Genomic DNA, 14720 nt, shown 5'->3' on the forward strand with positions numbered 1-14720 from the left:
ACCGAGAGCACGGAAACGACTACGGAATGGCACGGTAAGGGTCGGTGACACCGGCCGGTCACTGAGATCAGTCGGTTACGTAAGTGTCAGTCGGCGCGCGTGATCGTAAGTTATGGTCGCGAACAAAACCCGTTCCGGTAAGTACCGTCACGCCCGAGGAGTGCAATGACGACGGTCATCCTGGTGGTGATGTGCGTCGTGGTGGGGGCGCTCGAACTCTACGCGGGCAAGCAGAGCCGGGACCAGGCGAACGCCTTCTCCCGGCGGATCGAGGAACTGAACGAGCAGGTCACCAAGCAGAACAACGTCCTCGTCACGGTGGGCGAACGGCTCAGCGCCGACCTCACCCGCGTCAAACAGGACGTGCTGCCCGCGCTCGACACCCGCCTACGGCAGAACACCGGGCAGGTCGAGGAGCTCGCGGACCTCGTCCACCAGGCCGACGACTTCCTGCGGAAGCAGGCCGACCGGATGCGCGACCTCGAACAGCAGCGGATCACCCTCACGGCCCTGCGCCGCAAACTGACCGAGGTGGAGACGTCCGTCCGCGCCGTCACCCGAACCGGCGCCGAGGCGATCGAGGGCAGGGTCGACCTGGCGCTCGGCCGCCTGGACGACCTCGAACGCGGCGGCACGGAGATCCTGGAACTCCAGCGCTCCCTCACCCGGACGCTGGAGGGCGTCGAGGACGTCGTCACCGAACTGCTCCAGTTCACCGAGGGCGAGCTGGACGACACCGTCACGGCCACCCTCACCGGCCGTCCCAACGGCCACGCCGTCACCGCCACAGGCCGCCTCTGGACACGCGACGACCAGCTCGACGACATCCTCGGCGAAATGTACGAGCGGTGCGTACGGGCCAGCAGACTGAACGTCCGATTCCGGACGGTGGAGGGCCAGGACGGCCCCGGCTCACCGGAACGCCGCCGCTACTTCCTCGGCGGGCAGGACACCGAGGACCTCGCGGGCGCCTTCCTCGCCCTGCTGATCTCCACCGGCGCGGACCTCCCGAAGAACGGCGCCCGCCGCGGCCTCACCCGCGTCGAACCCGGTGTCCCCCCGGGCGTCGAACCGAACCGGCCACCCGAGGACGAAGCCGCCCTCAAGGCCCTCCTGCGCACGCTGTCCGAAAGCTCCGGCGCCGTCGCGCAGATCGGCCCCCTCATGGCCGTCCGCACTCGCGACGAACTCCTGTGCGGCGTCCTGACCGCCGAACAGTCCCTGGAAAACGACGAGGTGTTCTGGGACCCGTCCGCCGCAGCCGTCCGCCTACGCCGACTCCCGTCCCACCAACTCTGGGACCTCACCCCCTGGGCAACCCCATAACCCCCACCACCGTCAACCTTCGAACCTCACCCACACAGCCACCCACACCCGCACGCTACGCCCCACCCCACCAATCCAACGGCGCCACTCACCCCGAGCCACCCCGCGTCCCCGCACAACGCACCCCACCCAGCCACCACCGGAACAACGAACCCTTCCAGTCCGCATCCACCGCAACCATCCGGCTACACCAACTACCGCCCATCACCTGTCGATCTCACCCCGCTGGACCACCCATAAGCCCGTACGGCGGCCCACCAAGCCCACCACAGAAGACGACAAACCGTCCAAGAACCCATCCGCCGCAAGCATCCGACTACGTCAACCACCGTCCCATCAAGGCCGGACCTCACCCACACGGCCATCCAGAACCGGCACGCTACGACCCACCAACCGCCATCGACGAACGACCAACGGTTCGAGGACACGGACACCCACCCCGGCTACCTGGACGAACTGTTCTAGGACCCGTCCATCCCAGCCGTTCGGCTATGGGAGCTACCGTCCCGTCACCTGTTGGATCTCACCCGCTCGGCCACCCCGTAGGCCCGCACGGTGCGTCCCGCCGAGCCGCCGAACCGGACGTACAGCGGGCACGTCACGGCCCGCGTCACCGGGTCGGCCTCCACGCACAGTCCGATCCCGGCCTCCCGGTCGAGGAACACCGCGTTCTCCACCGCCCGCGCTCCCCGTACCGCGTACGGGACGGAGTCGGCCTCGCCGGTGTCGAACAGCTCCTCGAACGTCAGCCTCCGCGCGAACCGCATCAGCGCGTGAGCGTCCACCACACGACTCCCGATCGCCGCCGCCGGGCCCGCGACGACCAGCCCGAAACTCGGGTTCTCCCGCCCCCGCACATAGATCTCCCGGTCGGGTTCCAGGCCCCGCCGCCGGTCGCGGAGCTGGATACCGAACCCGGTGGCCTCGTCCACGTACGCGGGGGGACCGAACCCGTCCGCGACACCGCCCCGGACCCGCACCGCACCCGCCGGCAGGTCCCACCCGGGCAGGTACACGCCGAGGCCCCGCAGCAGCAGCCGCCAGATGGGGCGCCTCGTGACGTCCACGACGAACTCGGTCCGCGACTCCCGAACGGCCTCCATACCGACCATCTTCAGCTGCGGTCCCCCCTCCGGCAAGGGCCTTACCGTGCGGCCTCATGCACCGGCGCACCGCGTCGGCTACCGTTGAACCACCCGGATCATGACGAGGACGCCGCAGTGAATCTGCAGGACATGATGGTGCAGCACGACACTTCGTCGCGCACCGTCGACAAGTACCTGATGTCCCACGAGGGACGGGTCATCGCCGTCCGGCGGCACCCCGCCGTCCTTCTCCTCCCCGTCTCGATCGTCGTCGCCGGACTCGTCGGCTGCGCCGCGGTCAGCGCGGTCGTCGGCCTCATCTGGATCTGGTGGCTCTGGCTGGTCGCGATCGCCTATCTGGTCTGGAAGGTCATCGCCTGGTCGGTGGAGTTCTTCCTCGTCACCGAGCACCGGGTGATGGTGATCAGCGGTGTCCTCAACCGTGACGTGGCGATGATGCCGCTCGCCAAGGTCACCGACATCGCCCTGAACCGCTCCATGACCGGACGCATCCTCGGGTACGGCGAGTTCGTGATGGAGTCCGCGGGCCAGAAGCAGGCGCTCCGCAACGTCGGCTTCATGCCGTACCCGGAGCAGCTCTACCTTGAGGTGTCGTCGGTCATTTTCGGCACCATCGACGAGTCCCCCGACTGAGGCGTGTCTGTAAAGCGCCTTCAGAGCGCTCGCATGACGGCTGACACCGCAGCTATGACGCGCGAACTCGACGTCGCTTCGAAGAACACCCCGCCGGCCCGCTTCCTCGCCGTCCACGTCCACCAGGCCGAGCGCCCCCGTGGCCCTCAGCGACGCGCAGGTGTTCGGCTGACCGACCCGGCGACGGGAAGCCGGTGTGAAGGGCCACTCCTCGGTGCGACGTCGGCCTTGCCGCGGCGCGAGCCGTAAGAGCCGCTCTGACAGCACTTTGCAACTCGCCCTGAGCCCGGCGGCCCTCCCCCATCGCAGCCGCGCCGTCTTCTCACCTATGGGATCGATGTCCACCCAGGGGCGACCACGAGTATGACGCCCTCTTCTGGGAATTTGTCACCCGAATCCACGCTGGCTCCTCGACCACCTCCATCAAAAACGTCGTCGACCTGAAATCGAGCGAACGACCTACTTCCGCGGTACGGACGACTCCTCCTGAAGATCGGAGATTCTCGTTCTCTCTGAGGATGTCTCAGTGAGACCTCGCGTCGTACTTTTAGATGCCGCAAGGAAGGAGACCGGCCATGTCTGAGTCGGTTCGCCAGGACCTTCCCACCACCGACGAGATCACCGTCCATCCCTCCGCGGAACAACTCCTCGTCATCCGCAGGGCCGCCGAGCTGATCGGCTGGACCGTCACCGACTTCGTCCTGTCCACCGTGCTCGACAGGGCCGAACGAGACCTGTACGAACACGCCGCCGCCCTGGAGGTGGACGTCGCGACTTCCACCGATACGAACCCGGTCATGCCTTACACGGCGCTCCTGATGGCCCTGCCATGATCACGTGAGCCCGGCCGCCAGACGTGCGGCGTAGTCCGCCGCTTCGCCATCGGACTCGTACTTCTGTCGAGGCCAGAAGAACCCGCGAAGCCCGTCCTTCCGATTACGCGGCACGACATGAACGTGCAGATGCGGGACGCTCTGACTCACCCGGTTGTTCATCGCCACGAACGATCCGGCCGCCTCGAGCACCGATTCCATGGCCGCCGCCAGCCGCTGGGCGTGGTCGAAGAACGGTCCGAGAAACTCACCGGGCAGGTCCGTGAGCGTCTCGTAGTGCACGCGCGGCACCAGCAACGTATGCCCCTTGAAGAGCGGCCGCACATCGAGAAACGCCACCACGTCCGGCGCGTCGATCACGAGGTGTGCGGCCCGTTCTCCCGCGACGACCTCACAGAACACGCACCCCTGACGAGTCCCAGCCATACCGAACACCCTCCCACCGGCGTCCCACCCACTTGAACCCCACCCATATCACTCATGTCACCCCTACTCGCCAGGTCGGGTCTGGCGGGTTAGGCGGCTTGGAGGGCCAGCCAGGATTGTTCTGGAGGGTCGTCTGGGCGTGCGCAGAAGTAGACGCGGCCGGGGTCGCCCCAGTACCAGCCGAGGCGATCGTCGGAGTCGAGTTGGAGGAGGAGGTGCCACTCCTCCACCGCCTGTTGCTCGTCCGGGGTCAGCGGCGGGGGGCCGAGGGATTCCAGGGGGCGGCCCGTCGACGCGTACAGGCAGTCGGGGCCGAGGGGACGCTGGACGAGGGCGGGCCAGCCGCCCAACTGGTGCGCGGGCGAGTCGTCCGGCCAGATGTGCTGTGACCAGACGGCGTGCAGTTGCTCGTAGACGGTCAGGAAGCCGCTGCGGGCGGCCTCCAGGCGCCGTATGGGCCTCTCCTGTGGTGAGGGCAGGGAGAGGAACGGGGCGGCGTACAGGCGGGTCCTGGGGTAGACGGACGCGCCGGGGGGCGGGTCGGCTCGGGTGAGGTCGCCGGTGAAGACGCGCCAGCCGTCCCGCTGCGCGGCCGCGTCGCCCCACGGCCGCGGTGTTTCGTCGGCGTAGTAGAACGCGGCCCTGCCGGACGTCGGCAGCCCGGGAATGTCGCCGAAGCGGGCGATGGCGGCGAAGTCGATCGCGCCGAGGAAGCCGAGGAGGCGCCCGTTCCATCGTGGCCAGGGCTCACCCGGCGGTAGCAGCGGGGCGCCGCCGAGGTGGACGGGCAGCTGCCCTTCGGCGCCCAGCCTCAGCGCGGGCCTCGTCAGGGGCATCAGGACTGCGGTGATCTCGGGTGGCAGGAAGAGCGTGAGGAGGGACCGGAGCCGCCGGTACTGGTTCTTGAGATGATCCATGCACGTAGCGTTACGTGCGCGGGGCCCCGCCCGCAGCGTCCCGCGAAATTGTGGATAACTTCGTCAGCGGCGTTCGAGGGCGCCCGCGAGCTGCAGCAGGAACCGGTCGACCTCCTGCTCGTCGTAGCCGGGCCCGAGCCTGACGACGCGGAACGTGCTGTCCCGCACGTCCCGTGCCGTGACCGGCGGGGCGGCGCCGCGCAGGCCGGCGATCACACGGTCCAGGAACGCGTCCACGTCACGGACGTCGTACCCGGGACGCAGGCCCGCGCCCGAGAAACGGGCGTTCTGGATCCAGTTGACGAGCCAGGCCGGGTGGGCGCGTGGACGCCCGAGCCGGTCGGCGAGCGGCGCCTTCGCTTCGAGTTCCATGATGCATTCGCGCACCAACCGGTCGACGGTGAGCGGTTCGTAGCCGCGCAGAACGATGCTGAACCGGGTCTTGCGCACCTCGTCGGCGGACATCGGCGGCCCGCCGTTCAGAGCCTGCGAGATCCGTCGCAGCAAGCCGTCCACCTGGTGTCTGTCATAGCCGCGCAAGACCACCGGCAGCCGCGGACTCTTTGTCACCGCGCACCTGCTCCTCAGCCGTGTCCCCTCGCCCGCCGGGCGCCGGGGAACGCCCGTGGAACGTCAGTTCTCGGTCGACGCGGCCAGTTGGCCACAGGCCCCGTCGATCTCCCTGCCCCGAGTGTCGCGCACCGTGACCGGAACCCCGTGGGCCTCCAGCCGCCGGACGAATTCGCGCTCGTCCTCGGGGCGTGAAGCGGTCCACCTGGAACCCGGCGTCGGGTTCAACGGGATCAGATTGACGTGTACGAGATGGCCGCGCAAGAGCTTGCCGAGAAGATCGGCCCGCCATGCCTGATCGTTGACGTCCTTGATGAGCGCGTACTCGATCGAGACCCGGCGACCGCTGCGGTCCGCGTAGGCCCACGCGGCGTCCAGGACCTCGGCGACCTTCCACCGGTTGTTGACGGGAACGAGCTCGTCGCGGAGCTCGTCGTCGGGCGCGTGCAGGGACAACGCGAGCCGCACGGACATGTCCTCCGCGGCGAGCTTCTCCATCGCCGGGACGAGCCCGACCGTCGAGACGGTGACCGCGCGCTGCGAGATGCCCAAACCTGCGGGCGCCGGGTCGGTGATACGTCGTACCGCGCCCACCACCGCCCTGTAGTTGGCCAGCGGCTCCCCCATGCCCATGAAGACGATGTTGGAGACGCGGCCGGGCCCGCCCGGAACACGCCCGCGGGCGAGTGCGCGTGCGCCCGCGGTGACCTGTTCGACTATCTCGGCGGTGGAAAGGTTACGGGTGAGCCCTGCCTGGCCCGTCGCGCAGAAGGGACAGTTCATACCGCACCCTGCCTGGGACGAGACACACATCGTGGCTCGGTCCGGGTACCGCATCAGCACTGATTCGAGCAGAACTCCGTCGAACGCCTTCCAGACGGTCTTCAGCGTCTTTCCGCCGTCACAGTCCAGTTCGCGGACGGGGGTGAGCAGCGAGGGCAGCAGCTCGGACACGAGCCGCTCGCGGACGGCGGCGGGGAGGTCCGTCATCTGGGCCGGGTCGTCGACGAGACGCGCGAAGTAGTGCCGGGACAGTTGGTCGGCCCGGAACGGCTTCTCACCCAGTTGGGCGACCGCGTCACGGCGTTCCGCGGAGGTGAGGTCGGCGAGATGCCTGGGCGGCTTACCGCGTCTCGGCGCCGCGAAGACGAGTTTCGCCGGGGTCTTACCGGGCGCGGGTCCGGTGACGGCGGGCTGGGTGGTAGACATGGTCCTTCCAGTGTCGCAAACGTGGGCCTGTGCATCGTCCGTCTGCGGACACGAGCCCTGACCTGAGGGACGACATTCCTGCACATGACCTTGTGTGCGACTAAGGTCTCGATCATGCCGGTATTGCGCAGGGGGGCCGCCTCGCCCCAGGGATCCACGGCAACGGTCGTCCACGCGGCGGCCAGTCCGTACGGCAGTCGGCGGCTCGTGATCGAGACCGACGGCGACGTCACCGCGGCCTACCTGAAGGACGCGCGGGACTCGGTGGTCGGCGCGGTGTGGGTCGCGAACCACCGCAAGGCACCCGCCGACTTCGACCAGCCCCGGCTGGACGCCGGTCGTGCGCCTCTCCTGCCCGAGTCCCATGTGCGTCATCCGGCGGGCCGCGAGGCCCTGGACCCGGCGAGCCTGGAGGTCGTCTGGTTCGAGGAGGGCGACGGTGTGGCCGTCCTCGACGCGGGTGACCTGCTGTTCGTGATCCCCGGCTGGTCCGACATGGGACGCGGCATCCCCGGATACGCCCGTGACGCGACGCGCCAGAGTCCCTTCGCGTTTCCGCTGGAAGAGGAGATCGAAGACTTCGGCCCGCGGATCGACCGGGCGCGTGAGCATTGGAAGATGTGCCGCGCGGACGGCTCGTGGGCGGAATTCCAGCAGTCGGTGCTCGGTCACCTGCTCCAAAGGCTTGGACCGGGCGGCCACTACTGGCACGACGTGGGACGGCAACTGGGAAGCGGCCGGACCGGTGTGGCCCCGACGGTCGGGGTCTCGGAGCGTCCCGCACGAGGCGGCCGTGAGTTCACCGTCCTGAGCACGGTCGGGATGTGCCGTCAACGAATGCCGACGGTCGAACTGTACGAGGACGACGTCACCCCGTACGGACGGATCGAGCTCGCTGTAGCGAGCACCCTGCCCAGTCAACGCGCGGGCAGCATCTTTCCGTGGCTCGCGCAGTACCCGTGGCGTTCGGTGACGTGGTTCGCGCCCGGAGACGTCGTCAAGTGGTACCACGAGGCCCGCACGTTCCCGCTGCGCAGCGGTGAGTCCGCCTGGGAGGGCGTGCTTCTCCTGGACGATCCGAGCCGTCTGGCGGGTCCCGAGTCCCCTGAGCTGACCGGCCTGACACTGAACGGCGACCCCGTCCGATGGCTGTGGCTGGTTCCCATCACCGGGGAAGAGCACCGTCTCGCCAAGAACGAGGGCTCGGACGCGCTCATCCGGCGCCTCGCCCAGCAGGGCCGCTCGTGGGTCGTCTCCTGAACGGTCAACGCCGCTGAACCGGCACGGCGCGTCCCACCGGCACGGCACGTCCCACCGGCACGGCGCGCCACGGCACGGCGCTAGCTCGGAACGAAGAGTTCCAGGAGAAGCCAGACGACGGGGGCCGTGACGACGAGGGAGTCGAGGCGGTCCATCACGCCACCGTGCCCGGGAAGGATCGTTCCCAGGTCCTTGATGCCGAGGTCGCGCTTGATCATCGATTCGACGAGGTCGCCGACGGTGGCGGTGACCACGGCGGCGAGACCGACCAGCACGCCCTGCCAGACAGTGCCGCCGTCCAGCCGCCACCAGACCAGCCAGCCGCCGACGAGCATGCACATGAGGGCGGAGCCGGTCACACCCTCCCAGGTCTTCTTCGGGCTGATGGTGGGCGCGAGCTTGTGCTTGCCTAGGAACGATCCGGCGAAGAAGCCACCGGTGTCGCTGGCCACGGTCGCGGCGATGAAGATGATGACGCGGTCGTCGCCGTCCTCGGGGCGCATCAGCAGTGCCACGATCCCGCCGACCAGGACCAGGTAGCCGACGACGAGCGCGCCGGCGGACACGTCCCGCACATAGCCGTCGGCTCCTTCGAGCATCCGCGTCGTCAGCAGGGCGAGCACAGTCAGTCCCACGGCGGCGACCGTGGCCGTGGGCCCCCACACGTAGGCGACGACCGGTGTACCGACCATGCCCGTCGCGACGGGGATGAACGGGACGTGCAGGTCGCGGCTCTTGAACGCCTCGGTCAGCTCCCGCATGCCGATGAAGAGGAACACGACCATCACGGCAAGAAAGATCTCTCTTACCGTGTAGACGGAGAGCAGCACCAGGGAGCCGAGACCCAGTCCCACTCCGATGGCGAGCGGAAGGTTGCGTCCCGTCCTGCCGGTGGGCTTGGCCCCGGACGTCCCACCGGACGAGCCCGCCGAGGGTTCGTTCGCGAAAGACGCGCCCGTGGAATCGCCGTTCGCGGAGGACGGCTCCGCGCGAGTGGCCCCGGCACGCGACGCGCCCCCGGAGGACTCGCTGTCGAGCGAGGAGCCCGCGGGGGACGCGTCGGAGGATGACAGATCTGGCGGCGGGGCGTGTGGGCGCGCGCCGGCGGGAGGTGTGGCGCCGGAGGAGGAGACGTCCTCGCTGGAGGTGTCCGGTGCGTGCCCGGCCATGTCGCTCTCCGGCTCATCCGGGGAGCGCGAGGTCTCCCCGGCGTCGTCGAGTTCCATCAAACTTCGAGCAGCTCTGCCTTCTTGTGCTCAAGCAACTCGTCGATCTGCGCCACGTAGCGGTGGGTGACGTCGTCGAGTTCCTTCTCGGCACGCCTGACCTCGTCCTCGCCCGCCTCGCCGTCCTTGGCGAGTTTGTCGAGGGTGTCCTTGGCCCGCCGACGGACGTTGCGGATGGAGACCCGGCTCTCCTCGGCCTTGTGGCCCGCGACCTTGATGAACTCCTTGCGGCGTTCCTCGGACAGTTCGGGGAACACGACACGGATGACGTTGCCGTCGTTGGTGGGGTTCACCCCGAGGTCGCTGTCGCGGATCGCCCGCTCCACAGCCTGCATGGACGACTTGTCGAAGACCTGGACGATGACCATCCGGGGCTCCGGCAGCGTGAACGACGCGAGCTGGTTGATCGGCGTCGGCGTACCGTAGTACTCGGCGGTGATCTTGTTGAACATCGCGGGGGTGACCCGGCCGGTGCGGATGGCCTGGAAGTCCTCCTTGGCGACCGCGACCGCCTTCTCCATTTTCTCCTCTGCCTCGAGGAGAGTCTCGTCGATCACTGTGACTCCCGTGTCATCTGGTCGGCCCTGGTCGTACGGTTCCGCGGCGCGTTCCGTGTGCGCGACACGCGCCGCGGTCGTGGGGCTGTGGTCAGCCCTCCTCCGGGCTGACCAGCGTGCCGATCTTCTCACCCCGGACCGCCCGGACGATGTTGCCCTGCCCCATGAGGTCGAACACCACGATGGGGAGCGCGTTGTCCATGCAGAGGCTGATGGCCGTGGCGTCCATGACCTTCAGTCCCCGCTGTAGAACTTCACCGTATTCCAAACGGTCGAACTTGACCGCGTCTGGATTCTTGCGCGGATCGGCGTCGTAGACACCGTCCACCTGCGTGGCCTTCAGTACGGCCTCGGCACCGATCTCCAGCGCGCGCTGGGCGGCGGTGGTGTCGGTCGAGAAGAACGGCTGGCCAAGACCTGCGCCGAAGATGACGACGCGGCCCTTCTCCAGGTGCCGGATGGCACGCCGTGGAATGTACGGTTCGGCCACCTGGCTCATGGTGATGGCCGTCTGGACGCGCGTGTCGAGGCCCAGTTTCTCCAGGAAGTCCTGGAGGGCCAGGCAGTTGATGACGGTGCCGATCATGCCCATGTAGTCGGCGCGTCCACGGTCCATTCCGCGTTCGGCCATGACCGCGCCGCGGAACATGTTGCCGCCACCGCAGACGACCGCCACCTGGACGCCGTCCCGTACGGCCTCGGCGATGGCCTCGGCCACATGCTGGACGATCTCGGGGTCGATGCCGAGCGGGTCACGTCCGGCGAAGGCCTCGCCCGACAGCTTCAGCAGGACCCGCTTCCAGCCGGCGCGGGGACCGTGCCGACCGTCCGCGCGCAGTTCCCGCCGCCCGGTCTCGGCGTCGCCGGCCGTCCCGCCCGTGGGCGCGCTCGCACCGGACGTCGGTTTCCCCTCGGACGAGCCCGGTTCCGTGCCGTCCCGATCAGACGACGAGGCCGCCGTCGCGCTAGTTGTCGTCTTGTCCGGCACGTCGGCGGCCTCCTCGTAGGTTCGCGTTCTGTCTGGGTACCCGTCTCCAGAGTGCCCCTAAGCCTGCCCGACCTTAAACCGGGCAAAGCGGACAACCTTCACGCCGGCCTCGTCCAGGACCTTCGAGATGATCTTCTTGGGGTCCTTGACGAACTCCTGCTCGAGCAGCACGAGGTCACGGAAGTAGGCGTTCACCCGGCCTTCCACGATCTTCGGGATCGCCTTCTCGGGCTTGCCCTCGTCGCGGGTGCGCTGCTCGGCGAGCGCCCGCTCCTTCTCGACCACCTCGGCGGGGATCTCCTCGCGGGTGAGGTACTGGGGGGCCATCGCCGCGATCTGCTGGGCGATGTCCTTGGCGACCTGCGGGTTCTCCGAGTCCAGCTCGACCAGCACGCCGGTGGTCGGCGGCAGGGACGGGTCGGACTTGTGCAGGTAGCTGGCCACGTAGGCACCCTGGAAGTGCGCGAAGCGGCGCAGTTCCAGCTTCTCGCCGATCTTGGCGCTGTTCTCCTCGATCAGGGCCTGGACGGTCTTGCCCGGCTCGATCTCGGCGCCCAGCAGCGCCGGGGCGTCGGCGGTGCCGCTGCTCCCGGCGAACTCGACGAGCCGGTTCGCCAGCTGGATGAACTGCTCGTTCTTGGCGACGAAGTCGGTCTCGCAATTGAGCTCCAGGAGGGCGCCGTCGCCGGAGTTCGCAAAGTACTCGGCGACCAGGCCGTTGGCGGCGGTGCGCTCGGCGCGCTTGCCGACGTCCTTGGCGCCCTTGAGGCGCAGCAGCTCGGTGGCCTTCTCGAAGTCGCCGTCCGCCTCGGTGAGGGCGTTCTTGACGGCCATCATGCCGGAGCCGGTCAGGTCACGTAGCCGCTTGACGTCAGCGGCGGTGAAGTTAGCCATCGCTCTCTTCGCTTCTCTCGTCGTTGGTCGTGGGAGCCGCGACGGTCCCGGCGGCGCCCCGAGGGCGCGGCCGGGACCTCGGGATCAAGCCTGCTCGGCCTCGGTGGGCTTCGGGGCCTCCTGGCCCTCGTCCGCCGCCTGCGGGCTCGCGGCGGACTCCGCCGGAGCCGCCTCGGCCTCCGCGGGGGCCTCAGCCGGGGCCTCAGCCGGGGCCTCAGCCGGTGCTTCCGCCGGCGCCTCAGCCTGTGCCTCCGCAGGTGCCTCGGCGGGTGCCTCGGCGGCGTTCTCGCTCGGCTTGAGCAGGTCGCGCTCCCATTCGGCCAGCGGCTCCTCCAAGCCCGCGGCCGCGGTGCCCTCGGCGGGCTTGCTGTCCCCGCCGGACGCGCCCGCGCGGGCGATGAGGCCGTCCGCGACGGAGTCGGCGACGACACGGGTCAGCAGGCTGACGCTGCGGATGGCGTCGTCGTTGCCCGGGACCGGGTAGTCGACCTCGTCGGGGTCGCAGTTCGTGTCCAGGATCGCCACGACCGGGATGCCGAGCTTCTTGGCCTCGTTGACCGCGATGTGCTCCTTCTTGGTGTCCACGATCCAGATGGCGCTCGGAACCTTCGCCATGTCGCGGATACCGCCGAGGGTGCGCTCCAGCTTGTCCTTCTCACGACGCAGGCCGAGAAGTTCCTTCTTGGTCATGCCGGAACCGGCCACATCGTCGTAGTTGATCTCCTCCAGCTCCTTGAGCCGGGTGAGCCGCTTGTGGACGGTGGAGAAGTTGGTGAGCATGCCGCCGAGCCAACGCTGGTTGACGTAGGGCATGCCGACCCTGGTGGCCTGCTCGGCGATGGACTCCTGAGCCTGCTTCTTGGTGCCGACGAACAGGATCGTCCCGCCGTGGGCGACCGTGGCCTTGACGAACTCGAAGGCCCGGTCGATGTAGGACAGGGACTGCTGCAGGTCGATGATGTAGATGCCGTTGCGCTCGGTGAGGATGAAGCGCTTCATCTTCGGGTTCCACCGGCGGGTCTGGTGACCGAAGTGGACGCCGCTCTCAAGGAGCTGCCGCATGGTGACGACGGGTGCCATTGCCCGTGCTCTCCTTCTCTGGCCCTTGCCGGGCCGCATTTGGTTGTCTGCCTACGCCCGGGTGTCGTCCCACCGTCGCCGTGGCGACGGACCGAGGGGCGGCGCCCCACCAGATGTGCGGTGGCATGCGGACGCGTGAAATCAGCCGCCGGGACACCCCTAGCGGCTGTGACCCGTTTCCGGGTCTGGTGGCCTCTCCGCTCACGGCGGCTTCTCGGCGGCCCTCCGAGGAAGAGATCGTCGACGGCCTGGCCTGGCCGGTACCCTCTCGGACACGGTCACAGATTATCAGGGCGCGGACGCGTCCGGGAATCACCGGCGGCGCCGGTTATCCACAGTTAGAGGACCTTCGGGCGGGTGGTTCGCGCCCGCGGCAGGCTGCCGTGCATGAGCCTGCTGACACTGCTCCTCACCTGCGTGATCGCCGTCGTGGCCCCCGGCCCGGTCACCCCGAGCCCGCCCCCGGAGGACTGGCGCTGGCCCCTCGGGCCTCCGCCTCCGCGGGTCGTCCGGGGCTTCAGCCCGCCCACGTTCCCGTGGGGTCCGGGCCATCGCGGCGTCGACCTCGCGGCCCGCCCGGGGCAGCCCGTGTACGCGGCCGGCCCGGGACGCGTCACCTTCGCCGACCGCCTGTCGGGACGCGGTGTGGTCGCCATCGGCCATGGTGTGCTGCGAACGACGTACCTGCCGGTCCGGGCCAGCGTCCGCGTGGGGCACCGCGTCACGTCCGGCAGCCGCATCGGCACGGTGGAGGACGGCCTGGCACACTGCCCGACAACGTGCCTGCACTGGGGCCTGCTGCAAGGGTCTCTCTACCTGAACCCGCTGAGCCTGGTGCAGCGCCAGTTGCGCCTGCTCCCCCATTGGGACCGCCCGTCGCCGTCCGAGAACCGTCCCCTCCCCCAACGCGACCCCGGCACCGCCCTGCGCGACGCGACAACCGCCACCGGCGGAGCCCTGACCGGCATGGCCCTCAGTTTCACCATGGCCTTCGTCTGGCGCCGCAGGCGCACCCGCGCTCTCCAGCACCGACGCCGACGCCCACCACCGGGCGTCATCGACCTGTCCCGAGAACGCCGCCTACGCCGCACCCCCTGACGCACCCTGCCTCAGGGCGGCAGACGGGCTCAGGGCCCAGGTCGCTGGCAACAACGCCAGCAGGCCCGCACCCAAACCCAGCCCCGCCCTGAGGCAACTCCCCTGCCGCCCACCGAACCCGGCTCCGCCATCACACCGCCTTGACGTATCACCTTCGAGCGCCTGCACATCGCGCGGGAACTGCACGACTCGCTGACGCACCACATCTCCATCATCAAGGTGCAGGCCGGGGTCGCCGTCCACCTGGCGCGCAAGCGGGCGAGGAGGTGCCGGAGGCGCTGCTGGCGATCCAGGAGGCCGGCCGGGAGGCTCGCCCCTCCGTCCACCCGAAGGGCTACTGATCAGACACGGGTTCCATGAAGTGCACCTACCAGCGGACACGCTCTGCCACTCGGCCATCCCTGCCCCCCGGAGGGCTGCAGGCCCCCGCCCACCGGCCCCGGCCTCCCCGCAGCACGCCGCCTCGACGTCTCATCACCCCACCACCGAGGGGCTACCGCCCGCGCACGCCGGACTGATCAGACCGGGCTCCACGAAGGGTGCGCCTACCAGTGGGCGCGCTGGCAGCTCAGCCACCAGGTAGCGCCTATTCCTCCA

The 14720-nt window shown here is 69.0% G+C and carries 16 protein-coding genes; 6 read left to right on the forward strand and 10 right to left on the reverse strand.

What is annotated here, in order from left to right:
* The first annotated feature begins 165 nt into the window (after nt 1-165).
* Entirely contained in the window at nt 166-1326 is a 1161-nt protein-coding gene (locus D0T12_RS12080) for a hypothetical protein (RefSeq protein ID WP_117399583.1), read from the forward strand.
* 509 nt (nt 1327-1835) lie between these two features.
* Here D0T12_RS12080 and D0T12_RS12085 read toward each other — a convergent pair.
* Nucleotides 1836-2429: a hypothetical protein gene (locus tag D0T12_RS12085; RefSeq protein ID WP_233525991.1), complete on the reverse strand. Its 594-nt coding sequence runs from the start codon at nt 2427-2429 to the stop codon at nt 1836-1838.
* A 117-nt stretch (nt 2430-2546) separates the two neighbouring features.
* On the opposite strand from D0T12_RS12085, the gene D0T12_RS12090 reads away from it, so the two are divergent.
* On the forward strand, nt 2547-3065 hold the full coding sequence (locus D0T12_RS12090) for a PH domain-containing protein (protein WP_407642067.1): 519 nt from the start codon (nt 2547-2549) through the stop codon (nt 3063-3065).
* 575 nt (nt 3066-3640) lie between these two features.
* On the forward strand, nt 3641-3898 hold the full coding sequence (locus D0T12_RS12095; protein ID WP_158581476.1) for a type II toxin -antitoxin system TacA 1-like antitoxin: 258 nt from the start codon (nt 3641-3643) through the stop codon (nt 3896-3898).
* Here the strand turns inward: D0T12_RS12095 and D0T12_RS12100 are convergent, their stop codons facing one another.
* From D0T12_RS12100 to rlmN, 4 genes are all read right to left on the reverse strand, one after another.
* Nucleotides 3899-4300 (reverse strand): HIT family protein, encoded by a 402-nt coding sequence (locus tag D0T12_RS12100; protein WP_325050764.1) that lies wholly within the window; start codon nt 4298-4300, stop codon nt 3899-3901.
* Nucleotides 4301-4413: 113 nt separating this feature from the next.
* Nucleotides 4414-5241, reverse strand: a complete 828-nt coding sequence (locus tag D0T12_RS12105) for a YwqG family protein (protein WP_117399587.1) — start codon at nt 5239-5241, stop codon at nt 4414-4416.
* A gap of 63 nt (nt 5242-5304) precedes the next feature.
* The gene (locus D0T12_RS12110) at nt 5305-5811 is read right to left on the reverse strand and encodes a DivIVA domain-containing protein (protein WP_147339484.1); all 507 of its coding nucleotides are present in this window, start codon (nt 5809-5811) and stop codon (nt 5305-5307) included.
* A gap of 63 nt (nt 5812-5874) precedes the next feature.
* Nucleotides 5875-7020 carry a 23S rRNA (adenine(2503)-C(2))-methyltransferase RlmN gene (rlmN, locus tag D0T12_RS12115; protein WP_117399589.1) on the reverse strand — a complete coding sequence of 382 codons (1146 nt, stop codon included), beginning with the start codon at nt 7018-7020 and terminating at the stop codon, nt 5875-5877.
* A gap of 207 nt (nt 7021-7227) precedes the next feature.
* On the opposite strand from rlmN, the gene D0T12_RS12120 reads away from it, so the two are divergent.
* Nucleotides 7228-8280 (forward strand): suppressor of fused domain protein, encoded by a 1053-nt coding sequence (locus tag D0T12_RS12120; RefSeq protein WP_233525992.1) that lies wholly within the window; start codon nt 7228-7230, stop codon nt 8278-8280.
* An 80-nt stretch (nt 8281-8360) separates the two neighbouring features.
* On the opposite strand, the gene D0T12_RS12125 is transcribed toward D0T12_RS12120, so the two are convergent.
* The 5 genes from D0T12_RS12125 to rpsB all read right to left on the reverse strand — a co-directional run bounded on the left by D0T12_RS12125 (nt 8361) and on the right by rpsB (nt 13025).
* Nucleotides 8361-9506 carry a phosphatidate cytidylyltransferase gene (locus D0T12_RS12125; protein WP_233525993.1) on the reverse strand — a complete coding sequence of 382 codons (1146 nt, stop codon included), beginning with the start codon at nt 9504-9506 and terminating at the stop codon, nt 8361-8363.
* Nucleotides 9506-10063, reverse strand: coding sequence for a ribosome recycling factor (gene frr, locus D0T12_RS12130; protein WP_117399591.1), 558 nt, complete (start codon nt 10061-10063; stop codon nt 9506-9508). The genes D0T12_RS12125 and frr overlap by 1 nt, the downstream gene beginning before the upstream one ends.
* A 91-nt stretch (nt 10064-10154) precedes the next feature.
* A complete protein-coding gene (gene pyrH, locus D0T12_RS12135) occupies nt 10155-10901 on the reverse strand; it encodes a UMP kinase (RefSeq protein WP_117399785.1) in 747 nt (248 codons plus the stop codon).
* A gap of 207 nt (nt 10902-11108) precedes the next feature.
* Entirely contained in the window at nt 11109-11945 is an 837-nt protein-coding gene (gene tsf, locus D0T12_RS12140; protein ID WP_117399592.1) for a translation elongation factor Ts, read from the reverse strand.
* A gap of 84 nt (nt 11946-12029) precedes the next feature.
* Nucleotides 12030-13025, reverse strand: coding sequence for a 30S ribosomal protein S2 (gene rpsB / locus D0T12_RS12145; protein ID WP_117399593.1), 996 nt, complete (start codon nt 13023-13025; stop codon nt 12030-12032).
* A 387-nt stretch (nt 13026-13412) separates the two neighbouring features.
* On the opposite strand from rpsB, the gene D0T12_RS12150 reads away from it, so the two are divergent.
* Together D0T12_RS12150 and D0T12_RS36490 are read left to right on the forward strand one after the other, a co-directional pair.
* Nucleotides 13413-14123, forward strand: a complete 711-nt coding sequence (locus D0T12_RS12150; protein ID WP_117399786.1) for a M23 family metallopeptidase — start codon at nt 13413-13415, stop codon at nt 14121-14123.
* Nucleotides 14124-14336: 213 nt separating this feature from the next.
* Nucleotides 14337-14483, forward strand: coding sequence for a hypothetical protein (locus D0T12_RS36490; RefSeq protein ID WP_233526013.1), 147 nt, complete (start codon nt 14337-14339; stop codon nt 14481-14483).
* Nucleotides 14484-14720: the final 237 nt, after the last annotated feature.

It is taken from the genome of Actinomadura spongiicola, from assembly GCF_003432485.1.
Taxonomy (GTDB): Bacteria; Actinomycetota; Actinomycetes; order Streptosporangiales; family Streptosporangiaceae; genus Spirillospora; species Spirillospora spongiicola.

What these genes read in the sequence shown, in the direction of transcription:
- D0T12_RS12080 (WP_117399583.1), top strand. Translation starts at nt 166, where the DNA reads ATGACGACGGTCATCCTGGTGGTGATGTGCGTCGTGGTGGGGGCGCTC.
- D0T12_RS12085 (WP_233525991.1), bottom strand. Translation starts at nt 2,429, where the DNA reads ATGGAGGCCGTTCGGGAGTCGCGGACCGAGTTCGTCGTGGACGTCACG.
- D0T12_RS12095 (WP_158581476.1), top strand. Translation starts at nt 3,641, where the DNA reads ATGTCTGAGTCGGTTCGCCAGGACCTTCCCACCACCGACGAGATCACC.
- D0T12_RS12105 (WP_117399587.1), bottom strand. Translation starts at nt 5,241, where the DNA reads ATGGATCATCTCAAGAACCAGTACCGGCGGCTCCGGTCCCTCCTCACG.
- rlmN (WP_117399589.1), bottom strand. Translation starts at nt 7,020, where the DNA reads ATGTCTACCACCCAGCCCGCCGTCACCGGACCCGCGCCCGGTAAGACC.
- D0T12_RS12125 (WP_233525993.1), bottom strand. Translation starts at nt 9,506, where the DNA reads ATGGAACTCGACGACGCCGGGGAGACCTCGCGCTCCCCGGATGAGCCG.
- tsf (WP_117399592.1), bottom strand. Translation starts at nt 11,945, where the DNA reads ATGGCTAACTTCACCGCCGCTGACGTCAAGCGGCTACGTGACCTGACC.
- rpsB (WP_117399593.1), bottom strand. Translation starts at nt 13,025, where the DNA reads ATGGCACCCGTCGTCACCATGCGGCAGCTCCTTGAGAGCGGCGTCCAC.
- D0T12_RS12150 (WP_117399786.1), top strand. Translation starts at nt 13,413, where the DNA reads ATGAGCCTGCTGACACTGCTCCTCACCTGCGTGATCGCCGTCGTGGCC.